The following is a 24797-nucleotide window of genomic DNA, read 5'->3' as shown; positions in this document are numbered from 1 at the left end:
GAATAAATTAGGTAAATAATGAAAAAAGTAAGATGTTATTTTTCTACTGACGAAGATTGTAGAGCGATTGCGCCTGATCTTGTACCTGCAAAACGACCGTGGCGCTTTGCAAAACATAAAGCGCCGAAAACACCGCATGGCCCGGTTCCAATTGGTAATATTAGTATGGCGTGTGATGGAAGAGTACTCTCTTATGAACTAGGGACTCGCGGATATTCGGGTTTTGATACCGCGTTTCTTTATATGGCTGCAGTTATAGGAGGGGGGGGGGCTTTTCTGGATTTTCTAGCGGGGGAATTGTACTTACTTAACCCTTGGTCAGATCACCCTGACGCTTTAGAGTCTAGTATGGTCTACTGGGGGATTACGCTTCCTCTTTTGTTCTTGGGTTTGTTTTGTCGCTATAAGGCCAAAAGTGAGGGTATTGAGAATTTGGTATTCCACCGAGATTATGGAACCGTGACCTTTGCTGAATCTCCTGGATTTAAAAAGCTCACTGTACCGTTTGAGGCAGTCGAATTGGGGGTATACCACGTAAACTATGCGAGCCTTGGTGTTCATAGTTGGAGTGCTATACTGTGTTCGACGTTAAAACCGAAAGGAAAGCGGTTCGCTAGGGATGTTATGTTGCCGATATCCGGCTACAGTCAGCAGGACTTTCAAGAACAATGGAACATGATTTGCTGTTTTATGGACAAATCTCGTCCCTATCCGAAATGTCTGCGCGCGATTATCGATGGTTATAACAACCATCTTTGTAAAGATATATGGGAAACTCCGATTCCTCCTGAGTGCCGCATTACTCGAAAACAACTAGGGCTACCAGAAAATTATGATAGTCCTTTTTCACATTATGAAGTTTAGTAGCCTTTCATTCTAATCGAGATGCCCACTAATTGAGATGTACAAGGTAGTGAAAAAAAAGCGATGGAGAGATAAGCCTTGGAAGGCAAATAGTGGAAGCAGTAAGGTGTTATTTTTCGAAAAAGGAAGGTAGCGAGGAGATAAAAAAGCGGCGCGATTTAGGGAAATCGCGCCGTAAAAAAGGTGACTTAGAGTCGTCACCCCATGACTTTATTTGGTAACCACATAACAAGCTCTGGGAAACACATGCAGATAATCAAAACCAGCAGTTTGATTAATACGAAAGGTGTTACTGAGCGGTAGATATCGAGCATGGTGACACCTGGAGGTGCAATACCTTTCAGGTAGAACAAAGCAAAGCCGTACGGTGGCGTCTGTACTGCGATCTCGATATTAAGAATCATCAAGATACCAAACCAGATCGGGTCGAATCCTAGCGACACTGCAATAGGCGTAAAAATTGGCGCACACATCAATACAATGATGAACTCGTCAATGATAAAACCAAGCAGCAGCATGATGATCTGGAACATGATGATCACCATAATGGGCGGAAGCCCAAGGTCCTGAGTAAAGCCCGCCACCATATTTTGAACGCCCATCAATAGATGGAAGTTACTGAATACCGTTGCGCCAAAGATGATCCACATAGCAACGCTGACCAACAACGCCGCCTGAAAACCTGCTTTTTGTACCATACGAGGCTTAAAGCGTTTGAACAGTATCGCTAATAAGATTGCACCGACTACACCGATTGCTCCGGACTCCGTAGGTGTCGCAATACCCATGATGATACTGCCCAATACTGCAACAATGAGCACCAAAGACAGAAGGCCATCACGCGCTGTCATTATTTTTTCTTTGGTGGTTACAGGCGTTTCTGGTATTTCATCCAGCGGTGCTTTTTTCGGATTCAGCTTGCAGGAGATAATGATGTAAGTGATCAGCAATACGATGGTGATTAAAGCTGGCACCAACGCTGCAATGAACATGCGTCCAACTGAGTTTTGAGTGGCAGAAGCGAACATGATCATAGGGATGCTGGGTGGAATCAGTATCCCCAAGCCACCGCCCGCCATGATCACACCTAATGCCAGACGCTTATCATAACCACGCTCTAACATTGGACGTAAAGCAATACTGCCAGAGGTCATAATACCTGCGCCAATGATGCCGACCATCGCGCCAATCATTGAACAAACGATAACTACACTGATGGCAAGAGAACCGCGTACGCGACCAATAAGCATTTGGCTGGCGTTAAACATGGCATCACCAATGCCTGAGCGGGTAAGCAACTGACCCATGTAGATGTACAAAGGAATGGCCAACAGGATAAAGCTAAAATGGGTGCCTTCAAGCGTCGTTGGAATAACGTTAAATAAGGCATCACCCCAAGTAATATAGCCAATTACCATGGCTATCCCACCCAATGCGAAGCCTACTTGAGCTCCTAAAGCGAAGGTCACTAAAATACAAACGAGTAATACGCCTGTTAACACTTCAATACTCATCATGATTTAGTTTTCCTCTTCGATTGTGTCGAATTCTGGCAAGAGTATGGTTCCTGTACATACGTGGTATGCACCTCGTAACCAGTCACTTGAGAATTGAAGTATCAGTAAGACACTGGCAACGGCCATCATGACCCAGTAGTGGTGCATGTGAGGCGCCCATTCGCTTTGGCGACGGTAGTTGTATTCTATTGCTTCCTCGAATTTACCTATGCTCATTTTAAGAACAATGGCCATGAAGAAGATCGCCAAAGCAAACGAAAAGAGATTGAACATGCTACGAACACGTGGAGAAACGTGGTTGTATAAGATATCGACATTGATGTGCGCGCGTTGTTGTTGTGCGTAGGCACCGCCCAATGCGGCGATGTAGCCGAACATGAACAGAGAAAGGTCGTAAGCCCAAATGGTCGGCTTATTTAAAAAATAGCGCGAAAATACTTCAAAGGCCACGACAAATGCCAACATAGGCATTACATAAGATACTGATTTACCAGTGAATTCCACCAGTTTGTGGACAACTAGGCAATAGCTGCGTATCGCTGCTGTTATCATGGAAATTACCTCGGAGGATAAATAAAAAAAGGTGAGTTGATGCAAGGTATTTGGCCTTGTAAACTCACCTTGGAGGGTGTCGCTAAAGTACTTAGCGAGATAATACGGCTATAAAATCGTCTTACCTTTGCGCTTCCTTTTTCGATACCCTCTCTGGATCGTGCATTGAACCTCTCAAGCCAAAGGCTGAGAGGTAATTACAATATCGATTACTGCTCTTTACGCAGAATGTCGATCAGTTGTTTGCTGTACTTATCTTCTGATGCGTACTCGTCCCATAGGCCAGCACCTGCTGCTGCCCAAGCGTCACGGTCAGCTGCACTTGGCTCTGGGCTCCACTGAAGACCTTTCGCTTCCATTTCTGCAACGGCTTGTGATTCCCAAAGCTTAGACTTCGTCATTTGCTCTTGAGCATGTATCGTTGTTGCTGCTTTTACAATCGCTTGTAGGTCCGGAGTCAATCTGTTCCATGCGTTACGGTTAACGATGATTGGCAGTACTTGAGCGCCAGCTAGTGGCAGTTTGTACATGTACTTAGCCACTTCAACGTGGTTACCGTCGCGGTGGTCGATCATGTTAGAACCGATAGAACCGTCGATAACACCAGTAGAAAGAGACGTGTAGATTTCAGACCATGCCAAAGAAACAGGTGATGCACCTAGGTTACGTAGGAATTTACCGTAGGCACCTGGCGCACGAATTTTCAGACCTTTGAAGTCTTCAATAGACGTGATTGGTTTCTTAGTGATGATGTAAACTGGCGGCTGAATGTATGGGTCAAGCCATACTAAACCTTGAGAACCGTATGCTTCGGTAAGAACTTTGTTCCACCCTTTCTCATGGAAAAGTGTAGAAAGCTCAGCAACATCGTCTGTACCGCCTGGAAGACCGATCTCAACGACACCAGCTGGAAGTTCACCAGCGTGCATAGATTGGAATGGAGCACCCATGGTGACAAGGCCTGTTTTTGTTGCGCCTAGAATACCAGATGTACCAACACCTTCACCTGAATAAAGAACTTGTACTTTAATTCGGCCATTCGACATTGTGTCGATGTTTTTTGCTAGGTTTTCGTAAACTTCGCCGAACGCAGTACCACGCCCGTAAAGGTTTGCGAAACGCCAGTTGTGTTCTGCGGCTTGAACTGCAGTTGAAGCAACTGCACTAAAACCTAAAGCTACGGCAAGAGAGCTCGTAACTAAGTGCTTCTTTAGTTTTTTTACTGTATTGAGCATGTGTTACCTCGTGATAATTTTATTTACTAAGGATCACTTCATCCTCGAAGCGGTTTCCTTAATTTGATCCTTTCAAAAACAAGAAATCTGTTAAAGCGTATGAAATCTACTTAAAGTTTTATCGTCATCAAACAATCGTTTTTTGGAAAAATGACCTTTCAATTTTATTAAAATAAAGCACCAATGAGAGTCTAATTCACAACCAATTCGAACCAGATTGGTGCGGCAGTTGAAGCACTTTTTCGGATGAAAAACTGAACGTTGGTTAACGGTATATTTGCGTTGTATGAGTCATTTATGACCTTAAGACGTGTGTGTTCAAGGTCGTACGATAAAATGGAAGCACTGAGGTGTTTTTTCGTGATCCAAGATGGGGCAAAATCGTTTGTGGTTGTAGGTTCAAAGCGATCTAAGTGGGTTATTTAAAAAAAGCCCGCTGACAAAATTGTCAGCGGGAAAAAATCAAAAGTTTGCTGAAAGACTTCCAGAGAACAATGCACGTTGATCTAAAGAAGTGATGTCGATGGGAATACATATGAACATCATGTAAGTCGACGTTATACACGGTAAAGAAGGTTTATAGTTGATGAAAGCCAATCTATTCAACTTAAAGTTGTGTCCGAATCGAACTAATATTCAATTTTTAATAGGTATCATATTTTATTAGAGGTATTCTAATAGCCTGAGAGGTAAAGACACTGTTTCGGTAAGACACCTATTTTTTGGTAAGTTTGTTAAGGTAAGTTGATGAGCGCTAAAAGTTATTCACTTGGCCAGGTAGGCGATTACGAGATAAAACAACTGAAAGTTTTTAAGACCGTTGTGGATTGTGGGGGGTTTTCGGCAGCAGAAACCTCTCTCAATATCGGACGATCAACCATCAGTTTGCACATATCTAATCTTGAATCTCGGTTAAACCTAGTGCTGTGTAAACGCGGTCGCGGTGGCTTTTCCCTCACGGAAGAAGGTGAGATTATCTACGAGATGACCGAAAAGCTTTTGAGTACATTGGACGCTTTTCGCTCAACCGTTAATAACTTGAATTCCAGTCTTACGGGCTCACTGCGCATTGCCTTGTCTGATAAAGTGAGTTTGGATCCTCGCAGTCGTTTTCCAAAATTGATACATCACTTTTCTACTGAAGCGCCGGAAGTCTCTATCACTACGAATGTTGCTTCGATGAATAACATTGAACGCATGATTCTCAATGACGAAGTGGATGTGGGCTTTATCCCCTATCATCGTAAGTTGGACGGTCTAGATTACATTCACCTGTACAGCGACACTTGCTACTTGTACGCCGCCAAAGGCCATCCGTTGACTCATTTATCATCGGAGGAACAAATAGCGCACGTTGATACGTTCCCCGCAACTCATGGGGGCTTGAAGCCGCATCAAGGTGTTAGTGAGCATCTTACTAAGATGAACTTGTCCGCCATTAGTTATTTTTATGACACGCGACTCGCCTTGATTTTATCTGGGCAGTACATTGGTTTTTTACCTGAATTGTATTCTGCGCCTTTTGTTGAGTCGGGTGATATTCAACCGGTAGCAGTACAAGATCGATTTTATGATCTGGGTATGGCCGTCGCGACGAAGAAAACGGCGCAACCTAGCAAGCCGAGAGAGTTGTTCCTAAAAACGATTAGACACGTGTTTAATCAAGAAGAGTTAGACTCTGCGCCCTACTAAGACCTGTACTCTATTGAGAAGGGTCAGAACCTGACAAAATTTTTGTTGGGCTGTAAGGGGTTACAATATTCTCTTCGCTTTCTTGCTTTATCCATTTAACAAACGCGTTGATGCGTTCAAGTCTTGGTGATTGTTTGGAGTGAGCGAGATAAAAGCTCAATGGCTCTGACAGTGGTAAATCAAACGGCTTTACTAACTCGCCTCTTTCTAATTCTTCTTGAACCATAAACTCAGGACATAAAAAGATGCCGTGTCCGGCTTTGACCGCACTAATGCCCATATACCATGAGCTGACTTCAGCCCATAAGCGCTCTTTTCCCGCTAAGGTTAAACCGTATTCCTTTCCCCATTGTGACCAACTGTATTCCGGTATATTGGTTTGAATTAACCAACAGCATAAAAAATCTTCGATGCTGTTAAAGCCAATTCTCTGAAAGAGTTCACGAGAGCAAATAGGTACAATAGGAGACGTGAGGAGAATTTTATTTTCTGTATCCTCTCTTAATATTGGGACGTTGTAGATGGATACATCTATATCGCCAGATTGTAAATCTGGAAGCTCCTCAGCAGAAAAAAGCCGAACGTTAATGTCGCTGTGCATGTCGGAAAAACGCCACAGTTTAGGCATTAGCCAAAGCGAAGTAATGCTTTGCAAACCGTAGACGGTTAAATTTCCTGCAAGTGGCTCAAGTTTAACGCTGTTTAGCCCATATTCTATTTTTTCAAACCCTACACTTAAATGTTCAGCCAGTGTTTTTCCTTGACTGGTAAGCAACATCTTTCGTCCCGCTCTATAAAACAACGATACGCCAAGATACTCTTCTAATAAGCGAATTTGCTGACTGACGGCAGCTTGGCTGACAGACAATTTGTTCGCAGCGGCGGTGTAACTCAGTGTTTCACTGGCAACGACAAAGTAGTGCGCTGCTTTCAAATGTGCGAGACGTGTAGCCATAAGATTATCTAATGAATAAGTTAAGTTTATAACGTTCGTTTTTACACCTTCCTAGCACCAAAATAAAGTCTCATCTTGGAAGGAGTTTTATTATGTTCTCTTTATTATTGTGGCTAGATCAAAAAGCAGTGCATTTTTACAATCGGTATTTAGAAGCTCATAAGCGTAAAGTTGAGAAGCGGCGTATTGTTGAAGCGCAGCAGGCAGCGGATTCGCTTCCAGATTATCTAAAGCGTGATATGGGCATCTCCCCTTCTAGTAGAAAACCGCTCAAAACGATCGAAGTGCAACGCTTACCACGCATACGTTGGAAGAAATAGCCGAGATTTTTGATGTCCGTATCTTTTAAATACTTCGGTGTTCATTAGAAACCTCCAAAGCTGGTCAGTATGTAATCAGAGTTGGTGTAAATTGTGTGATTTTATTCAGGCCGAATTGACCAGCTTAAGGACAACGATCCTTAGATTAGCGTATGATTAAGCCAGTTAAGGGAGAGGAATAATATGATGTTGAAGATATTCCCTGTTGTTTTCTTAGCAAGTGCGATCTGCGCCTGCGCAACTCAAAAACCGGCAGATGTTGCCGATGTGATGACGAACGAACAACTGGAAACAATGCTTTTAAAGCAGCAAAAAGAATGGAATGAGATGAAGCCTCAGCTTCAACGTATTCTGGCGCTCGAATCGGATCTCAAATTGTTGGTTGAGACGCTGGATACTGTTCCAGAGTCGTCTGAAGCGCTTACTCAACAGACCGTTACTTCAAGCGATGTTCAGGAATCTCTTCAAAATGTACCTATCTTGCCAAGCTCTGCATTGATTGAGATTGAAAGTGCAGAAAATGGCGCAGCGCATGATAATGTGACCTCCGATATCGTGGATCAGAGTGCGGATAACAGTGAAAGTTCAAAGACGAATCATATAGCGACGGAATACGGTCAAGATTCAAGTCGAAGTAAGCCTGTTTTAGTTCAGTTTTATAACACGCCAAGTGAAAGTGATCGTATAGAGCGCATGTATCCATTTGGTGTACAACTTGCTGCGTATTTTTCATTTTCACAGGCTCAAAATGCATGGCCAAAATTGCAAAAACAACATGCACATCTTGTTAAAGATCTGAGCCCTATGATTGCGCATTCTGTGATTAAAGGTCGGGACTATTATCGTTTGATCGTTGGCCCCATCGCCAAGAAAGCGAACGGGAAAGCGTTATGCTTTAAATTTAAAAAGAACAATCAAGATTGTCTTGTAACGCGATTTCAAGGGACGATGATTTAGTGTCGTGAATGACGACACTGCTCATCTAATTTAAATTGTGAACTCATACAGCGTGTTATTGGCGAACAATATCACGCACACTGCATGAGTGTTTGTCGCGAATGATAGCGCATACCGCTTCGGCTTTAGTCTTAGTTTTATCGAAGGCAACGTATAGATTAAATACTCCGCCACTTTCTAGATAAAAATACGAATAGCTTTTGAGTTTGGGGTAGGCGTTTCGCAGAACGGGCCAGTAGCTCCGTAAAGATAGGAGGCTGTTAAACTGACCTAAATGCGCACTGAAGCCTGTTTTGTTATACGCTTTTCTAAGAACCAAGTCGGCACCTTCAATAAACTCTTCCCCCATCTGAGGAGAGACCTCTATTGAGTCACCTTTGGTTAGAAGGTATTGGTTGGTGTTTATAAACTCTCGTGCGACTCTCACGGTAAAGGTTTGTGGCGGTAATTCCGCGATAGAATAATAACCATCAAATTCACTGATTGCGGTTCTTATAACAACGCCCTCCTCGTCTACCACCTCTAAAGGGACGTATGCGAGGAAGCCCTCAGAACCATTCTCTTTATATTCTTTGACAAACCCCTCTACTTCTCGCGCAACGACGATAGGAAGATCAACGGATTGTAATGTTCCTTTTCTTGGCGATACGGAAACGCCTGCGCCACTTCTTATCATATAAGGGTTAGGCAAGGTTGTTGTATCGACATCAATATCGGTTTTTCGGTGAACCGGTAGTGCAGCGAGAATAGCGGTTCCTTGGTCATTGGTTTTGGCTTTGCGAACACTCTGCTTGCTCTCTACTGTGACGCCTTTTAATAGAGGCTCATTGAGGTCGTATACGCCATTATGATTCAGGTCGTGAAATACGCGCGCCGCAACAGAGCCAGCACGGGTGAGCGATTGACTGGTTGTAAATGCGGCTTTATCCGCTACGCCTAAACTAAACTGGGCGATAAGGCGCGCTGACCACTTTGTTTGGTCACTGTAGGATAAGTTGGAGCTGATAGAAAACTCATTGGGCTTCCATTTAACATTGAGGCTTGATTCGTTGTTTTTGGTGCTGATGTTTCGCTTATACGCAAATTGAGCTTGAATATCTTTACCAAAGGCCCGGCTGATCGCTGTATTGACGGTACTGACTTTCATGCTGGGGTCGATGTTATAGTCTATACCTCCCATTATTGTGTATTTATCGTAAAAATCTCGTGCTTGAAGTGATCCAGACGCATAATGGTTGTCACCAAAGCCCCAAGATATCTGGTTGGTAATAGGTACATTGAGCAGTCGCGTACCAATGCGATTTTGCAGGACATAGTCGTCGGAGGTGCTTGATGTTATTCGGGCAATGCTTTGGGAGTAAGACAAGTTTAAGTCAGAAAACGCACCGGAAATAGAGGCTTCTTGAGTCGTTGTTTTTGACTCGGCTGACTCATCTGTTAGTGTCTTTTCGGAGGTGTGTATGATGTTAACAGATTGATTTGATATCTTACTGGAGAGCTGAGCTTTTTGTTTATAAGCGCCCTCGTCGCCTTCTAGATAATCCAAAGTAAGTAGGGCTTTTCCGAATAGCGCAAGCGTTGAGTTATAGGCTTTTTTATCGGCTTGTTCCGTTGTCTCCTGATAGCGCTTTGTGCCCGCTTCAATGTTCCACCAATCTGTTACGGATAACTTCGCGAGTGCATTGATAGCGAGCGCTGACTCTCCACTGTTTTGTGAAGAATAGTGTTCAAACAGTCGTTGGTTTTCCTCTGCAATGGTAATGTCATAGTTAAATTTTCCTGCTCCGTGCCCAGCAGCACTGACATGGTAGAACTTTTCTTCACGTTTGATTTGCCCTTGCGGTCCGTAAAAAATCAATTCAATTTGGTTATCACCGAATTCCAGTGGCACATTTGAAAATGTGTAGTGACCATCGGAAGATGAAAGCTGGCTGGCGACCAGCAGTTTATTACGGTAAACCTCAATGTCCCAATTAGGTTGGGTATCACCTTCTAAGTTAATGCTGTTGTCACTTTGAGAGTGGTACAACGGGCTGTTGTTTATTCTTATTCCGACGCCAGACTGTGCGCTTTCTAAAGGGCTTATATCTGTAGTGGATAGGTCGCCAATTTGAATTTCGGTTGCTGATAACGGCCCTAACAAGGATGCGTTTTTATCCTGCCTATTGGCATTAAATCGAGAGGTTGTTATCTCTTTGTCTTGGTTAACGGCTAAAAAGTAGTTGGTACTGAAATACGCGAGGTCGTTTGCGCCTTGCATCGAGACTGAATATTTTGAATCTTGGTTATGTGCAGCAGATGCACCAAGCCTAAGGTCTAATAAAGGTTGTGTAACAGACGAGTACTCGAATGCCTGTAGAGGAAAAATGGATCTATCTTGATGGCTACTTAACCCTTCTAAACGCGCTTCTCGTGCTAGTCTTTCTTCTAATGGAATTGGAATTTCGGACGATATGGTCGCGTTAAGTTTTTGGTAGTTTATGTTGAATTCAAGGGAAAACAAACGGGCGAGTTGAGCGCTTTCTATGTATACATCGTCATTGATTTGTACGTCTTCTAACGGGATGATGTACAATATCTCGTCTACTGTAACGATGTATTTGTCTTCTTTTTGAGTCAGTTCGAAGTGGTTATCAGGTGCCCTCACCCACCCAGTCGCCAGAGTCTGAGGTGTGTTTTCAGTTTCGTCCGTGTCAGGGTTAAAGAGTGCGTTCTCATTTACTGTTATTGGAAAATCCAATACGCTTGAAACATCATTCAAGGACATCATCGTGCCTTTCGATGACTTGATACCAATCACATCACCCAGTATATACTGGCCAAGTTGAAGTTCTAAAATGAGTTCTTCCCCTACAGGGATGCTTACTTTGTCTTGTATTTTTTCGACACTTTCTCTTAAAGTGGGAAGCGTTTCTTCACCCGATTCGATTGCCTGATAACGATTTTTTAATCGTTCAAAGACATCATTATTTGCATGAATCGGCGTCGAAATGAGTCCAACACATGTTAGGCATAAGATGATCCATATTCTCATTAGACTGACTTTCAAAAAAGTTATCGTTGGGCGTTGCGAACGATTGAATCCGTGATCTCAATGCTTCGACTGGCTAACAGTCTTCCTGAAAACTCTTGTTGTCCTTCGTAGCGTACTTCAAGAATACCGGGCTCCAACGTGAAGTCCTTCCAGTACAACTCGGCGTTTGTAACGGGAATTTCTGGGTAAAAGTTAAATCCGTTCAACAAAGCAACTTTTCGACGGGTGCCGTTCTTAGAGGTCCAGTAGGCAACTAGGCGGCCTGTCGCACTGTATTTGTCTTTGTGTGCGAGTCTCACTTTTACAAAAGTTTGCCCCGTTTCTTTTTTCGTTGTGATGGAAATATTTTGGATATCGGGTTGAACGGATACCGCGCCATTACGGTACATAACGGGAATGGAGTAGCTCATAAGCAGGTTAATGTTTAAGCTCATTTTTCCTTGGGCGGTCGGGGCTTTTTTAACGGGCAATGCTACAAATTTTAGATGTGAACGGTACTCGCCGTCGCTTAGCTTACCTTTTTTACGCAGGAGTAATTTTATAGATTGGCTTTGACCTGCTGGAATAGTGACTTGTTTTGGGCTTATTCTGACTATTCTTTCTAAACCCGAATACTTTTGTTTCTCTTTTTCTGTTAATTCTCTGTAACTCCCATTTGGCAATGCGACCTTTTGTGTCCATTCGATACGATAGCTTCGGGTGACAGCACTCGAATTGATTAACGTCACTTTGGCTGAGCGGTCACGATCACCTAAAACCACTCGCGTTGGTGAAATCATAAGGTCTGCAAATAGGCTGCTGCAGAACGAAAGGGTCAGTATTGAAATAAAGAGCTTAAGCATAATAAAAATAAGGGCTATGTGACGTTAATAGTTGAGTTCAAGCTAATAGTTGATAGAAACCCGGTACGTAATCGAATAAGCCGTATCTCCATAATAACCTGAGTTCCCTGATGTCGTGAGCGTGCCTCCTACGTAGAAGGAAGCGCTTCCTGAGGAATCTGTCGTTATAACAGCAGGCACACTGAGATCTGTTAAAGTAAATTGCTCGACGGTATATCCCGTGCTAGAGCTGTTAGGGGTAGAAACACTGCTCGATAAAAAAACGCGTTGGTCGTTGGGGTAACCCGTTAAAATAAATTCGGCTCGTGTTGGCTCTGTTATGGGATAGATTCCACTCGAGTACGAAACATTCCCATTATAACTGAGAGACAGGCGTTGAACGCTACTGTTTGATGCGACAACAATTGTTCCGAAATCCAAACTGGACGATTCGGTTACTTCTGCATAAGTACTCAAAGGAGTACTTATGCTCAAAGCAATTAAGGCTACAGATATGCCCGTTCGCTTTTGATTGTGCATTTTAAAAAAACGTCTTAGTAGTCTACAGTGATTTCGTAGGTACCGGTATAGGTGCCATCGGTATAAGCAGCATCGGTTGCACCTGTTCCAGTGGTTAGCGTTGCGCCTACAGCGAAAGTAACGCCTCCTGTATCATCCGTTAGTAGATTTCCAGAAGCATACGCTGTGCCATCACGAGGGCCGCTGGTAATGGTCGCTTCAAAGTCATCAATCGAGAACAGGCCATCGTTCAATGTGCTTGTTAGCTCAATTGCGGCTGACGGTAATGTAATCGTTAAGTTGGAGCTTGGTGCTGCGCTGTCGATGGTGAATACCGCTGGTTCACCGGCTTCAATGACACTGATTGCCGCAGCAGTAGAGTCCGTGGTCTCTGGGTTATTGCTGGTTCCGTCTGAACTAATTTGTAATTCTGCGGTTTGAGTACCTGCAGTATCGCCAGTCGCTCTAATTGTCCCAAAAGACAGAGCAGTTGTTTCTGATAGGTTGAACGCATTTTGAACCGTTACAGATGCATTACCTGTTGCTGTTTCAGCCCCCATCGCGATGGATGAAGATACGGCTAAGGCGCCTACTGCAAGAGCTTTCGCAAGTCTAAAATCATTAATCATTTTAAATATCCTTCTTTATTTAATGTAACTGCATTTAGGTTATCGGCTATGTTTTATACTGCTTTAGATAATTAGAACAATTAGTTAGACAATAAACAAAGGGTAAACAAAGGACAAGTAAAGAAAAAAAAGCCACTATTCGGGGAATAGTGGCTAAGCAGCAAGAGTTGCCTCTTGCAAACGGAAGTTGTACTACGGTTATTTACACCGACTATGAAGCCGTCTTTTCGTAAATATGCGTCGTTATACCAATTCTTTTAGGCAGCTCTTGAAGATATCCATACCTTCGTCGATAGTTTCCATGTCAATTGTCAAAGCGGGTAAGAAACGTATGACGTTGGCGCGAATACCGCATGACAACAGGATTAATCCTTTTTCAGCGGCTTTAGCAGATAACGCTTTTGTTAATGCTGGATTCGGAGTATTTGTATCGCCATCTTGCACAAACTCCATTGCGATCATTGCGCCAGTGTTACGAATATTACCAACTAGTTGTGGATATTCTGCCTGAATGTCTTTTAAGTGAGTCATGAAGCGCTCACCGACCGCAACGGCGCGATCAATCAGCTTTTCTTCTTCTATGACATCAAATACAGCAAGCGCAGCAGCACAGCCGACAGGAGAACCGCCGTAAGTACCACCAAGGCCACCCGGAAGAGGTGCATCCATAATATCCGCTTTACCTACAACGGCAGCCAGAGGAAAACCGCCTGCAATGCCTTTAGCGGCCGTCATTAGGTCAGCTTCAATACCAGCGTATTCGTGTGCGAACATTTTTCCTGTGCGGCCAAAACCGGATTGAATTTCATCAAGAATCAACAGGATGCCGTGCTCATCACATAATGCGCGCAGTGCTTGAAGGAATTCTGATGGAGCTTGGTAGAAACCGCCTTCACCTTGTACTGGCTCGATAATGATCGCTGCCACTCGGGAAGGTTCAATGTCACACGTAAAACGCATTTTCAGTTCTTCAAGAGACTGCTCGATGGTAATGCCGTGATATTCATTTGGGAACGCAACATGGTAGATCTCATTTGGGAACGGACCAAATCCAGCTTTGTATGGTGCTACTTTACCCGTTAAGCCCATTGTCATATTCGTTCGGCCGTGAAATCCGCCATTGAACGCAATAATGCCTGAACGGCCAGTGTAGGCACGCGCAATTTTGACACAGTTCTCTACGGCTTCTGCGCCAGTAGTAACAAAAATAGATTTTTTCGGAGTGTCACCTGGTGCGGCTTCGTTTAGCTTTTCTGCAAGCTCAACCGCTGAGTCATAAGGGCTAACCATGACACAAGTGTGAGAAAAACGCTCAACTTGTTCTTTCACTGCGGCAACCACTTTAGGGTGGCTGTGTCCTGTATTACATACTGCGATGCCAGAACCAAAATCGATGTGACGATTTCCTTCCACGTCCCAAACTTCTGCGTTCAGTGCGCGTTCGACGTAAACAGGAGCCATATTGCCTTGGCCACGGGCGATCGCAGCGACTTTGCGTTCTTGTAAACTAGCGTTCGTTGTCATTGTATCTCTCTCTAATAGTATGCGGCTCGAATCGTATTGCGCCGCATATCGTCTCTATTTCAACACAGATGCAGTGTGCTGTTTTTATAATTACTTCAAGTTACCCATACATAGGTATTTGACTTCAACGTATTCGTCGATGCCATAAATGGAGCCTTCGCGACCGCTGCCAGACTCTTTAACACCACCAAAAGGCGCAACTTCGCTGGAAATGATGCCTTCGTTGATGCCGACCATGCCGTATTCCAAATTCTCAGAGACGCGCCAAATACGGCTAATATCTTGAGAGTAGAAATACGCTGCTAGACCAAATGGCGTGTCATTTGCCATGGCAACCGCTTCTTCTTCTGTGCTGAATTTGAACAAAGGCGCCACTGGACCAAAGATTTCACTAGAGAAGATGCTCATAGTGTCTGTTACGTCCGTTAGAATGGTTGGAGCAAAGAACTGAGAGCCTTTAGAGGTCAGTTTCTCGCCGCCTACTAGCGCTTTTGCACCTTTCTCAACGGCATCTGAAACGAGGCTTTCTACTTTTTCAACTGCAGCATTGTTGATCAACGGCCCGATCGTTACACCGTTTTCAAAACCGTCGCCTGTTTTAAACTCTGCAACGCGCTTAGCCAGTTTTTCTGCAAATGCGTCGTATACGCCTTCTTGAATCAATAGACGGTTCGCACACACACAAGTTTGGCCTGCATTACGGAACTTAGAAGCAATTGCACCTTCAACCGCAGCGTCCAGATCTGCATCGTTAAAAACAATAAACGGCGCGTTTCCACCGAGCTCCATAGAGGTACGTTTTACCGTTTGAGCACATTGAGAAAGCAGCAGTTTTCCGACAGGGGTTGATCCTGTGAAGCTGAGTTTGCGAACAATCGGGTTACTTGTTAAAACACCGCCGATGTCCTTGGCATTTTTACCGACTACAACGTTCAATACACCAGCAGGAATACCTGCTTGATGTGCTAGCTCAGCAAGCGCTAGCGCACTTAGAGGCGTTTCGTCTGATGGCTTGATGACAATCGTACAACCCGCAGCCAGAGCTGGGCCGGCTTTACGAGTAATCATTGCAATAGGGAAGTTCCATGGCGTAATAGCTGCAACAACACCCACGGCCTGTTTAATCGTTAAAACTCGTTTGTCTTTGGCAAAAGTTGGAATAACATCGCCATTTAAGCGACGAGCTTCGTCAGCGAACCAGTCAATAAAAGACGCGCCGTATGCCACTTCGCCTTTTGCTTCTGCTAGCGGCTTGCCTTGCTCTAGAGTCATTAGTTTTCCAAGGTCTTCTTGGTTATCTAATATGAGTTGATTCCAACGACGCAATGCAGCGGAGCGCTCTTTTGCTGTGAGTGCTTGCCAACCTTTAAGCGCTTTGTTTGCCGCTTCTACAGCGCGCGTTGTTTCGTCTGCGCCAAGGTCTGCAACATCAATAATGTGTTCGCCATTGGATGGATTTGTAATGGCGTAAGTGTTGCCAGAATCAGCAGAAATCCACTTTCCGTCGATGTAAGACTGGCTTTTTAACAAATTTGGCTGCGATAAGGTCACTTGCATAGGGCACTCCAGACAGCAATATTCATGATAATAGGTCGACGCAGACCTACTTGTGATTTTCGATAGTATGAGAAGGTGTAACTAAGGAAAATGGGAAGCTATCAACGCTTTGTTTGATGGCGCTCAAACTTTATTATTTATTGGTTTATTGAGTGGTACTTCGCTATGAAATCAGCTCAAAAGCACCGGAAAAGCGTCCGCGACACGTTGAAAATGCTGTAAAGCGTTTTGCAGTAGGTTATGAAATGTTCGTTATTAGTCGCACAAGGCGTTGACCTTTGTATTTTTCTCGGAATAAGAGGGCGGAAACGTCTTTTAAATTGCGTGCTATTTAGTGAAGAATGTAACGAGTGATAACATCACTCGTTACATTCTTCACTGCCTTTGGACTTGGCTTAATATAGCTGCCGTTAGTTTGGAGTGTAACGATACAGACTTTCTTCATCTAACAGGCATTCAAAACCTCTACTGCCTGTCGGCAATAGCTCACATTGATAATTGCTGGGTTCTTGTGCCTGAAGTACAACATCACAGCTGTCTCGACCTAATACCTTCTGTTCTTGAATAGTAAGTTGACCGTTGACCTGTTCCCATTTGTATTCAACATTGAAAAGTTCGCAGCTTGGATTCAAATCGTCAATTACGCTATAAGATCCTGTGCCATCGCTTTTTATCGTTTCGAAACCGTAAACACTCCACTGGCAATCGTCTCCCATTGTTTCTACTTGATAAGTACCTGGTAGAGCGATGTCGTTAGGTGCTGGATTGGCTGACGCAATCACATCTGTTTCAATGCCGTAATCATTGAAGGATATCTGTGTCGTCGATTTTACGTTTAGATTACTGAACTTTTGTAATTCGGAATGAACGGGAATACAGTTACTGACTGCCCTTTGTTCCTGACCTCCTAACATACCAAGCATGTTATCAAATGAACTCAAGGTTGCCGTGTAATCGATCGCTGCGCCTAATAACCCTTTGTTATTTAGCTTTTCTTGGCTTTTTTCTTCGGACAGTGCAGAGGCTTTTGGTCCGCTATACACCATAAGGGCATTTCCTTTTACACGGCCTTTTGTCTGTATGGTCGGCGGAACGTCTGGAATTTCAAGGTTAGAAGGGCTGCCGTCTTGTGCTAAAGGTAAGCCTTTTATAGGCGCTACATTTGATAAGATGGCGGCGAGATTGGTTGGGTTTTCTGCAAACACTGAAAGAATCGCATCAAGACTTTTTAGCCCTTGAGTTTGAGAAAATTCAAAATCAAATAGATCTAAAGATAAGCCTGTTACTCCGTGTGCAAGGCCTGCAAACATAGCTAATTGCGATGGATGCTTTGCTTTTAGCTCGGTTTGAAGCTCTTTTAATGGCGGGCAAGTCAGTTCTAAACTTTGAAACTGCATCCAAAAATTGGTCAGTACAGGAATGAGTGTATTTACGTCGACCCCAAGCCCAACACTGGCGAGAGCACCACTGTTATTCAGAGTGGTTGCTGAAAGGTGCCCATTTAATCGTTGTAACCCAGACCTAACCTCGTCGTTTTTGATTTCCCATATAGTTTTGTAGTGTACGTTATAGGTGTCGTTTGCGAATGTTTCTGAGTTAAAACTACTGACAATAAGGGGAGCACTTTGGGCAAACATTTGAATGTCAGCGTTGCAGGCGTCTGGTGTGGGCTTTAAACCCAGTTTCTGTAGGTCTTTGCTGCCTGAGTGATTTTTGGAAGCGGTAACCATTAAAGCCAGTTGTTCTAAATCGATAAACCCTTTGCCTTCATCGCTGAGGTCAAATTTAGATACTAAGGTGTTTAATTTGCCCGTTTCTTTGAGAGACAGTGTTTCCGGTATAAACCCTAATCGAGAGAGTTTTGTTTCTAACGAGTCGCTTTTAAAGAATAAACCGAGTGAGATCAAATTACCGTTTTGGGCAACGGCTAATTGAGGTGATTCTCCTTTAAACTCTTCTATTGTAAGTGGCCAAGTGAAGACTTCTTGCCCTTTCCAAGATTCTCGCTTAGCGTCGAAAAGCTGGGACTCTGCAACAGATATTACTTTATTAACAAAGGTTTGTGGCTGAGCTGATGTCGCTTGGAAAACAGGCAGCCCTCCCTCAAAGTAAAATGCGGAAGTGTCGTTAAGAGTGAAGCCGTATTCGTGTAATAAAGTGGCGTTCCCTTGGCTAAACTGAGTCATATCAGACAGTAGCATACCAATAAAGTCTGATGCACTCGGGTCTGAAAAAAACGTATGGAAAGCTTGTTTTATATCGTCATCGGACGAGTTCATGCTAGAGAAACTTGCCGTGTTTTCGGTAAGGTTACCCTCAAAATACAGTGGAGTATCGGCTGGCGCATGCATTCTAAAGTCGTCCAAAGTGCTATTTGCGAAAGAAAGAGAGCTAAGCAGCGCACAACCAACGCCTGAGATTACCTCATATATAGGTCGTTTCATTTTTATCTGTATCCATTTTATAAAAAATTAACAATTTGTTAAAAGCACGATTTTGAGCATAATCATTCCTAAAATGAACAATTGTCAAAATTTACTTTTCCTTCGAAACCTATCATTCACTATTGGCCTAACCTTTGCAAACACACTCTAGTGAATAGCAATAGACTTGCTTGATCTGCCTCTTAATTTGGATTGTGTAACCTGTTGTTAATGTCAGCAATCAATACTGTACAAAAGGTCACGAATGATGCACTTTAGGTACATAGGGACTGAGTGCGTTCTGAAATTATGGCTCGGAAGCTTTACCTAACGCACACAATGGTTATTAAAAAAATGATAATGTGCCGCGACCTCCTAGACCTTTTGTGAGGAAAACTTATATGGAAAAACTTAGTCAAGACTATCGGTCTGCTCCTTTTTTTGATGAACTCATAGATCACAAGGGTTCACCAAGGCCTCCTGCGAAACAACTCCTACACTATTTAGAATCTCTCCCTCCTGAAGAACTCGAAAAACGAAGGCAAACCGCAGAAGCTACGATTCAAGAAATGGGCATCAGTTTTACGGTTTATACCGATGAAGGAAACATCGACAGAGCTTGGCCTTTCGACATCATTCCACGGACAATAGATGCACAAGATTGGAAAATAGCCGAAGCAGGCCTCAAACAACGACTCACCGCCCTCAACAAATTCATCGATGACCTCTACCACGATCAAAACTGCATCAAAGACGGCATTATCCCCGAACACATTATTAAAGATTCGAAAAACTTCCTACCCGAGTGTGTGGGCGTGTCGCCCGCATTTGGCGTATGGGCACACATTTGCGGCACTGATTTGGTGCGTGATGCAGACGGTGAGTTTTACGTTCTAGAAGATAACCTACGTGTTCCGTCTGGTGTTTCCTATATGTTGGAAAACCGCGCACTGACAAAACGGGTTCTGCCAGAGCTCTTTGAAAATGATCGAATCTTACCTCTCGATTCTTATCCCGGCCAATTGTTTGAAACGCTTGCCGCCTTGTCTCCTCGCAAAGTTCCGCAACCGGAAATAGTGGTGCTGACGCCCGGTATTTATAATTCTGCGTACTTCGAACACGCATTCCTAGCACAACAAATGGGGGCAGAACTGGTTGAAGGAAGCGACTTATTTGTAGACGAAGACGACTGCGTTTACATGAAGACGATTTACGGCCCAGAACGTGTTGATGTGATTTATCGTCGAATTGACGATCTGTTTATTGACCCAGAGACATTTGAACCCGAATCCGTTTTGGGCGTACCGGGATTGATGCGTGCGTGGCGCGCAGGCAATGTGGCACTAGCAAATGCACCGGGTGCAGGTGTTGCCGATGATAAGGTTGTATACGCATACGTGCCTGCATTAATCCGTTATTACTTGGACGAAGAGCCTATTCTCAAGAACGTTGAAACGTATTTGTGTGAAAACGATGAAGATAGAGAGTTTGTTCTTGCTCACCTAGATCAATTGGTTGTGAAACCGGCCAATGAATCGGGAGGGTACGGTATGTTGGTGGGTCCACACTCTACGAAAAAAGAGCAGCAAACGTTTGCGAAGTTAATTAAAGAGAACCCCAGAAATTACATAGCCCAACCCACTTTAAAATTGTCTACTGCACCTATTTTAACGGATAAAGGCGACATTGATCCGCGACATTTGGATCTGCGTCCATTTATATTACAAAGTAAAGATACTTATGTAACCACCGGTGGACTGACACGCGTAGCAATGAAAAAAGGGTCTCTTGTCGTCAATTCGTCACAAGGGGGTGGTAGTAAAGATACCTGGATCGTCGATACAAAAGTGACTGAGGCGAAAGGAGAGTAGTATGTTATCAAGAGTGGCAGAAAGACTGTACTGGAGTGCTCGCTACCTCGAACGAGTCGAAAATACGGCTCGCTTAGTCAGTGTCTATGATGAATTATTGTTTGATCTGCCAAGAGAAGTCGAAATCTCTTGGTATAACTTGATTACCATAAACAGTGGCACACAAGCGTTTGATCAACGTTACAAAAACAAAGATGAGCGTAATGTCGTCAAGTTTTTGTTATCCGATGACAGTAACTCCGGCTCTATGCTTAGCTCGCTGAAGATGGTGCGAGAAAACATACGTACCACGCGTGATGTGTTGCCACAGGAAATGTGGGAGTTGGTCAATGAGCTGGACTTATACGCACGTCAAAATATCAAGCAGGGTATTAATCGATCAGAACGTCACACGTTTCTAAACACCATTATTGAAGGGTGTCAGAAAGTCGTAGGGCTGCTGGCGGCGACCATGTGTCGTGATGCAGGTTGGAACTTCATGATAATGGGGCGTTATATTGAACGTGCCGATATGAATACCCGAATTCTTGATGCGGCGGTGTCGCAGATGTTGCAATCAGAAGAAGACGAAGTCATTAAACTGGGTCAGGTTATTTGGACAAAAGTGCTTAAATCTCAGAGTGCGATCTTGAATTACCGACGTACTGTTCGTTCAACGGTAAACGGTGCAAAAGCGGCAACCTTCTTAATGACAGACAATTATTTTCCACGTAGCCAAAAATATTGCATGACTCAGATTCGAGAGGCCGCTTCAACGTTGCCGCGATCAGGGCTGATAGCTGCGAACATAGACAAATTGCTTGAGGAAACCAAATCGGTTGAATCGTCAGAAGCGCTCAACCACGACTATCGTGAACATTTAAATGATATTCAATTGGCTATTATCGAATTGAATCATCAAATTACGGAAAACTGGTTTTACTTTCGTCAAGGAGACGCTGCATGACCATTCGTGTCGCCATACAACATAAAACGCATTATGAGTTTGATCGACCTGTTAACGTATCTCCTCATCTTTTGCGTCTGCGTCCTGCTCCTCATTCGCGAACATACATCCACGGTTACTCGTTGAAAATTGGGCCAGAAGAGCATTTCGTTAATTGGCAGCAAGACCCATTTGGCAACTATCAAGCAAGGTTAGTCTTCCCTGAGAAAACCACTAAATTGAGCTTTGAAGTGGAAGTGATCGCAGATATGACGGTCATTAATCCATTTGATTTCTTTATTGAAGAATACGCCGAAGAGTTTCCATTTGCCTATGAAAGCGCATTAAAAGAAGAGCTTGCGCCTTATTTGAAGATCAGTGAAAGCTGTCCTGAGCTGGACAAATGGCTATCGGCAGTGGATCGAAAAAGTACACGAATCGTCGATTTTCTTGTTGCGCTAAACAGTCGTTTGGCCAGTGAAATTGATTACGGTATTCGTTTACAGCCCGGTGTTCAAACATGTAAGGAAACACTCACTCTTAATAAAGGCTCCTGTCGTGATACGTCGTGGTTGCTTGTTCAAATATTAAGGCACCTAGGCTTAGCTGCACGTTTTGCATCCGGCTACTTGGTTCAGCTCACGGCTGACGTCAAATCTCTGGATGGGCCGTCAGGGCCAGAAGAAGATTTCACTGATTTGCACGCATGGTGTGAAGTGTATATCCCGGGCGCTGGATGGGTGGGGCTTGATCCGACATCCGGCTTATTTGCCGGCGAAGGCCATATACCGCTTTCGTGTACGCCTGAGCCGGAGTCAGCGGCTCCAATTTCTGGTTTTACCGATGAATGTGAATGTGAGTTTTCCTATACCAACCAAGTCATTCGTATTCATGAAGATCCGCGTGTTACTAAGCCATACAGTGATGAAGAGTGGGAAAACATCAAGGCGCTGGGCGCGGCTGTCGACGAAAAGCTGGAAGAAGAAGACGTTCGCCTGACAATGGGCGGAGAGCCAACCTTTGTTTCAATTGACGATATGGAATCGGAGCAATGGAATACCGCGGCACTGGGGGACGATAAACTGAGCTTAGCTAAGAACTTATTGCTGAAGATGAAGCAAGAGTTTGGTAGCAATGGTCTTCTGCACTACGGACAAGGGAAATGGTATCCCGGAGAAGAAATTCCACGTTGGGCGCTCGGTTGTTTTTGGCGTAAAGACGGAGAAGCGTTATGGGAAGATGAAGCGCTTTTAGCGCGAGTCGATAAGGACTACAAATATTCCATCAAAGAGGCTGAAGATTTCGGCCGAATGCTGTGCGACACTCTTGGGTTGCAAAGTGAATACCTCCAAACCTGTTATGAAGACACACTGCATTACTTGTTGCAGGAACAGTCATTACCGGAAGAAATTGACCCAACTAAGGCCGATTTGAGCGATGACCTTGAGCGTCGTCGATTGGCTAAGCTTCTGACAAAAGGACTGAACACGCCGACGGGCTTCATTCTTCCTCTTGAGAACAGCAAAGGTTTTTGGAACAGTTCTAAATGGCCAATGCGCCGCAATGTGATTACGCTGATTCCGGGCGATAGCCCAATGGGATATCGATTGCCATTGAACTCCTTGCCTCCTATTGCGGAAGACGAGGTTCAACCTGAACGCGATCCTTTCGAACCCTTGCAGCCTTTACCTACTGAATTTGTTCATCAAGCACAATCTCAAGCCCCTCAAAGTGTACAGATTCAGAAACAGAAGAAGCCAGACGATAAAAAAGCATCACAAAAACAGAGCAATAGTGTCCCTGTAATTCGAACCTCTCTTTGTATTGAACCTCGAAATGGGCGATTGCATTTGTTCCTTCCGCCGCTGGTGAAGCTTGAACATTACGTTGCTTTGCTCAATGCGATCGAAACCAGTGCAGCTAAACTAAAGATGCCCGTCGTAATTGAAGGGTATGAACCGCCTAGTGATCCACGAATACAGAAATTCTTGATCACACCGGATCCGGGTGTCATCGAAGTCAATATTCACCCGTCCAAAAGCTGGAAGGAGCTGATGCACAATACTGAGACCTTGTATGAACAAGCCCATCAGTGTCGTCTAGGAACCGAGAAATTTATGCTCGATGGCCGTCATACCGGAACGGGCGGCGGTAACCACATTACTTTGGGTGGACAAACGCCAGCAGACAGCCCAATGCTGCGTCGTCCGGACATTCTGCGCAGCTTTGTTACGTTCTGGCAGCATCATCCGGGCTTGTCTTACTTGTTCTCGGGGATGTTTATTGGCCCAACCAGTCAAGCGCCTCGCCCTGATGAAGGGCGCGATGAAATGCTGTATGAGATGGAAATTGCCTTTCAGAACATGCCAGAAGGCTTCGTAGATGAGCCTTGGCTTGTTGATCGCTTAATGCGCAACCTGCTGGTGGATATTACGGGCAATACTCACCGTTCAGAGTTTTGTATTGATAAACTTTATGCTGCGGGCAGCGCAAGCGGACGTCTTGGACTGTTGGAATTCCGTGGATTCGAAATGCCTCCCCATGCTCGTATGTCGCTTGTACAAATGTTGTTGCTTCGTTGTCTTGTTGCCCGCTTTTGGAAAGAGCCGTACAAACAGCCTTTAGTTCGTTGGGGAACCAGCCTGCATGACAAGTTCATGTTGCCTCACTTCGTATGGCAAGATATTAAAGAAGTGGTGGATGACCTTCAGGCGCACGGCTATCCGTTCAAAATCGAATGGTTGGCACCGTTTGAAGAGTTCCGTTTCCCTCATTATGGTCGCCAACAAATCGACGATATTGAATTGGAGCTGCGTTGGGCGATTGAACCTTGGCATGTACTGGGTGAAGAAGTATCGCAATCTGGTACTGCGCGCTACGTGGATTCATCCGTTGAACGTCTACAGGTGAAACTGACGGGGCTGACAGAAGGGCGTTATGTTTTGTCCTGTAATGGACGACGTGTACCGCTTAAAAACAGCGGACGCAAAGGCGAATTTGTAGGGGCAGTGCGTTATAAAGCTTGGGCTCCGCCATCGGCATTGCATCCGACTTTGAACACAGATACCCCGTTGGTGTTTGATATTATTGACACTTGGAATGGCGTTTCGATTGGTGGCTGTACCTATCATGTCAGTCACCCTGGAGGCCGCAGTTATGACACGAACCCTGTGAATAGCTATGAAGCCGAAGCACGACGAGTGAATCGTTTCTGGGATCATGGTTTTACCCAAGGCACATTGACACCGCCGCCTGAGTTTAGCGCGATGCGTGGATTTTATGAGCATTCGGAAGGGCCGAAAGCCATGGCTCCTCCGCCAGAAGAGCCCAGTGACGAATATCCTCATACATTGGATCTTAGAAAGCAGTATACTAGGCTCTAAAATTTCACTAGATGTTTAG

At 44.3% G+C, this 24797-nt stretch carries 18 protein-coding genes; 7 read left to right on the top strand and 11 right to left on the bottom strand.

Going from position 1 to position 24797, the window contains the following annotated elements:
* Nucleotides 1-18 precede the first annotated feature (18 nt).
* Nucleotides 19-864 (top strand): hypothetical protein, encoded by an 846-nt coding sequence (locus DFP79_RS10890; protein ID WP_133503975.1) that lies wholly within the window; start codon nt 19-21, stop codon nt 862-864.
* A gap of 197 nt (nt 865-1061) precedes the next feature.
* Here the strand turns inward: DFP79_RS10890 and DFP79_RS10885 are convergent, their stop codons facing one another.
* The 3 genes from DFP79_RS10885 to DFP79_RS10875 form a co-directional block, all read right to left on the bottom strand.
* Complete coding sequence (locus tag DFP79_RS10885) at nt 1062-2381, bottom strand: TRAP transporter large permease (RefSeq protein WP_208111417.1); 1320 nt, start codon at nt 2379-2381, stop codon at nt 1062-1064.
* 3 nt (nt 2382-2384) lie between these two features.
* Complete coding sequence (locus tag DFP79_RS10880) at nt 2385-2933, bottom strand: TRAP transporter small permease subunit (protein ID WP_133503974.1); 549 nt, start codon at nt 2931-2933, stop codon at nt 2385-2387.
* A gap of 209 nt (nt 2934-3142) precedes the next feature.
* On the bottom strand, nt 3143-4168 hold the full coding sequence (locus DFP79_RS10875) for a TRAP transporter substrate-binding protein (protein ID WP_133503973.1): 1026 nt from the start codon (nt 4166-4168) through the stop codon (nt 3143-3145).
* Between the two features lie 747 nt (nt 4169-4915).
* Here DFP79_RS10875 and DFP79_RS10870 point away from each other — a divergent pair.
* Nucleotides 4916-5860: a LysR family transcriptional regulator gene (locus DFP79_RS10870; RefSeq protein WP_133503972.1), complete on the top strand. Its 945-nt coding sequence runs from the start codon at nt 4916-4918 to the stop codon at nt 5858-5860.
* Nucleotides 5861-5870: 10 nt separating this feature from the next.
* Here the strand turns inward: DFP79_RS10870 and DFP79_RS10865 are convergent, their stop codons facing one another.
* The gene (locus DFP79_RS10865) at nt 5871-6815 is read right to left on the bottom strand and encodes a LysR substrate-binding domain-containing protein (protein ID WP_133503971.1); all 945 of its coding nucleotides are present in this window, start codon (nt 6813-6815) and stop codon (nt 5871-5873) included.
* Between the two features lie 92 nt (nt 6816-6907).
* On the opposite strand from DFP79_RS10865, the gene DFP79_RS17895 reads away from it, so the two are divergent.
* Together DFP79_RS17895 and DFP79_RS10855 are read left to right on the top strand one after the other, a co-directional pair.
* A complete protein-coding gene (locus DFP79_RS17895) occupies nt 6908-7135 on the top strand; it encodes a hypothetical protein (protein ID WP_166637690.1) in 228 nt (75 codons plus the stop codon).
* Nucleotides 7136-7318: 183 nt separating this feature from the next.
* On the top strand, nt 7319-8092 hold the full coding sequence (locus DFP79_RS10855; RefSeq protein WP_133503970.1) for an SPOR domain-containing protein: 774 nt from the start codon (nt 7319-7321) through the stop codon (nt 8090-8092).
* 55 nt (nt 8093-8147) lie between these two features.
* Here the strand turns inward: DFP79_RS10855 and DFP79_RS10850 are convergent, their stop codons facing one another.
* The 7 genes from DFP79_RS10850 to DFP79_RS10820 all read right to left on the bottom strand — a co-directional run bounded on the left by DFP79_RS10850 (nt 8148) and on the right by DFP79_RS10820 (nt 18620).
* Nucleotides 8148-11126 (bottom strand): hypothetical protein, encoded by a 2979-nt coding sequence (locus DFP79_RS10850; protein ID WP_133503969.1) that lies wholly within the window; start codon nt 11124-11126, stop codon nt 8148-8150.
* Between the two features lie 20 nt (nt 11127-11146).
* Nucleotides 11147-11905 carry a fimbria/pilus periplasmic chaperone gene (locus DFP79_RS10845; protein WP_166637689.1) on the bottom strand — a complete coding sequence of 253 codons (759 nt, stop codon included), beginning with the start codon at nt 11903-11905 and terminating at the stop codon, nt 11147-11149.
* Nucleotides 11906-12010: 105 nt separating this feature from the next.
* A complete protein-coding gene (locus DFP79_RS10840) occupies nt 12011-12424 on the bottom strand; it encodes a DUF4402 domain-containing protein (RefSeq protein ID WP_208111416.1) in 414 nt (137 codons plus the stop codon).
* A 77-nt stretch (nt 12425-12501) separates the two neighbouring features.
* Nucleotides 12502-13095, bottom strand: coding sequence for a DUF4402 domain-containing protein (locus DFP79_RS10835; protein WP_133503966.1), 594 nt, complete (start codon nt 13093-13095; stop codon nt 12502-12504).
* Nucleotides 13096-13338: 243 nt separating this feature from the next.
* Nucleotides 13339-14619, bottom strand: coding sequence for a 4-aminobutyrate--2-oxoglutarate transaminase (gene gabT / locus DFP79_RS10830; protein ID WP_133503965.1), 1281 nt, complete (start codon nt 14617-14619; stop codon nt 13339-13341).
* Nucleotides 14620-14709: 90 nt separating this feature from the next.
* A complete protein-coding gene (locus DFP79_RS10825; protein WP_133503964.1) occupies nt 14710-16176 on the bottom strand; it encodes an NAD-dependent succinate-semialdehyde dehydrogenase in 1467 nt (488 codons plus the stop codon).
* A 410-nt stretch (nt 16177-16586) separates the two neighbouring features.
* Entirely contained in the window at nt 16587-18620 is a 2034-nt protein-coding gene (locus tag DFP79_RS10820) for a hypothetical protein (RefSeq protein ID WP_133503963.1), read from the bottom strand.
* 380 nt (nt 18621-19000) lie between these two features.
* Between DFP79_RS10820 and DFP79_RS10815 the strand changes: the two genes are divergently transcribed.
* Genes DFP79_RS10815 through DFP79_RS10805 form a run of 3 tightly spaced genes read left to right on the top strand, consistent with a single transcriptional unit; the run spans nt 19001 to nt 24778 of the window.
* Nucleotides 19001-20470: a circularly permuted type 2 ATP-grasp protein gene (locus tag DFP79_RS10815; RefSeq protein WP_133503962.1), complete on the top strand. Its 1470-nt coding sequence runs from the start codon at nt 19001-19003 to the stop codon at nt 20468-20470.
* 1 nt (nt 20471) lies between these two features.
* Nucleotides 20472-21416 (top strand): alpha-E domain-containing protein, encoded by a 945-nt coding sequence (locus DFP79_RS10810; RefSeq protein ID WP_133503961.1) that lies wholly within the window; start codon nt 20472-20474, stop codon nt 21414-21416.
* Nucleotides 21413-24778, top strand: a complete 3366-nt coding sequence (locus DFP79_RS10805; RefSeq protein WP_133503960.1) for a transglutaminase family protein — start codon at nt 21413-21415, stop codon at nt 24776-24778. The genes DFP79_RS10810 and DFP79_RS10805 overlap by 4 nt, the downstream gene beginning before the upstream one ends.
* The last annotated feature ends 19 nt before the right edge of the window (nt 24779-24797 follow it).

The organism is Marinomonas balearica, assembly GCF_004362145.1.
GTDB classification, from domain to species: domain Bacteria; phylum Pseudomonadota; class Gammaproteobacteria; order Pseudomonadales; family Marinomonadaceae; genus Marinomonas; species Marinomonas balearica.
The sequence above is the reverse complement of the archived record's forward strand: the minus strand, read 5'-3'. Positions and strand labels throughout refer to the sequence as shown.

What these genes read in the sequence shown, in the direction of transcription:
- DFP79_RS10890 (WP_133503975.1), top strand. Translation starts at nt 19, where the DNA reads ATGAAAAAAGTAAGATGTTATTTTTCTACTGACGAAGATTGTAGAGCG.
- DFP79_RS10885 (WP_208111417.1), bottom strand. Translation starts at nt 2,381, where the DNA reads ATGATGAGTATTGAAGTGTTAACAGGCGTATTACTCGTTTGTATTTTA.
- DFP79_RS10880 (WP_133503974.1), bottom strand. Translation starts at nt 2,933, where the DNA reads ATGATAACAGCAGCGATACGCAGCTATTGCCTAGTTGTCCACAAACTG.
- DFP79_RS10875 (WP_133503973.1), bottom strand. Translation starts at nt 4,168, where the DNA reads ATGCTCAATACAGTAAAAAAACTAAAGAAGCACTTAGTTACGAGCTCT.
- DFP79_RS10870 (WP_133503972.1), top strand. Translation starts at nt 4,916, where the DNA reads ATGAGCGCTAAAAGTTATTCACTTGGCCAGGTAGGCGATTACGAGATA.
- DFP79_RS10865 (WP_133503971.1), bottom strand. Translation starts at nt 6,815, where the DNA reads ATGGCTACACGTCTCGCACATTTGAAAGCAGCGCACTACTTTGTCGTT.
- DFP79_RS17895 (WP_166637690.1), top strand. Translation starts at nt 6,908, where the DNA reads ATGTTCTCTTTATTATTGTGGCTAGATCAAAAAGCAGTGCATTTTTAC.
- DFP79_RS10855 (WP_133503970.1), top strand. Translation starts at nt 7,319, where the DNA reads ATGATGTTGAAGATATTCCCTGTTGTTTTCTTAGCAAGTGCGATCTGC.
- DFP79_RS10850 (WP_133503969.1), bottom strand. Translation starts at nt 11,126, where the DNA reads ATGAGAATATGGATCATCTTATGCCTAACATGTGTTGGACTCATTTCG.
- DFP79_RS10845 (WP_166637689.1), bottom strand. Translation starts at nt 11,905, where the DNA reads ATGATTTCACCAACGCGAGTGGTTTTAGGTGATCGTGACCGCTCAGCC.
- DFP79_RS10835 (WP_133503966.1), bottom strand. Translation starts at nt 13,095, where the DNA reads ATGATTAATGATTTTAGACTTGCGAAAGCTCTTGCAGTAGGCGCCTTA.
- gabT (WP_133503965.1), bottom strand. Translation starts at nt 14,619, where the DNA reads ATGACAACGAACGCTAGTTTACAAGAACGCAAAGTCGCTGCGATCGCC.
- DFP79_RS10825 (WP_133503964.1), bottom strand. Translation starts at nt 16,176, where the DNA reads ATGCAAGTGACCTTATCGCAGCCAAATTTGTTAAAAAGCCAGTCTTAC.
- DFP79_RS10820 (WP_133503963.1), bottom strand. Translation starts at nt 18,620, where the DNA reads ATGAAACGACCTATATATGAGGTAATCTCAGGCGTTGGTTGTGCGCTG.
- DFP79_RS10815 (WP_133503962.1), top strand. Translation starts at nt 19,001, where the DNA reads ATGGAAAAACTTAGTCAAGACTATCGGTCTGCTCCTTTTTTTGATGAA.
- DFP79_RS10810 (WP_133503961.1), top strand. Translation starts at nt 20,472, where the DNA reads ATGTTATCAAGAGTGGCAGAAAGACTGTACTGGAGTGCTCGCTACCTC.
- DFP79_RS10805 (WP_133503960.1), top strand. Translation starts at nt 21,413, where the DNA reads ATGACCATTCGTGTCGCCATACAACATAAAACGCATTATGAGTTTGAT.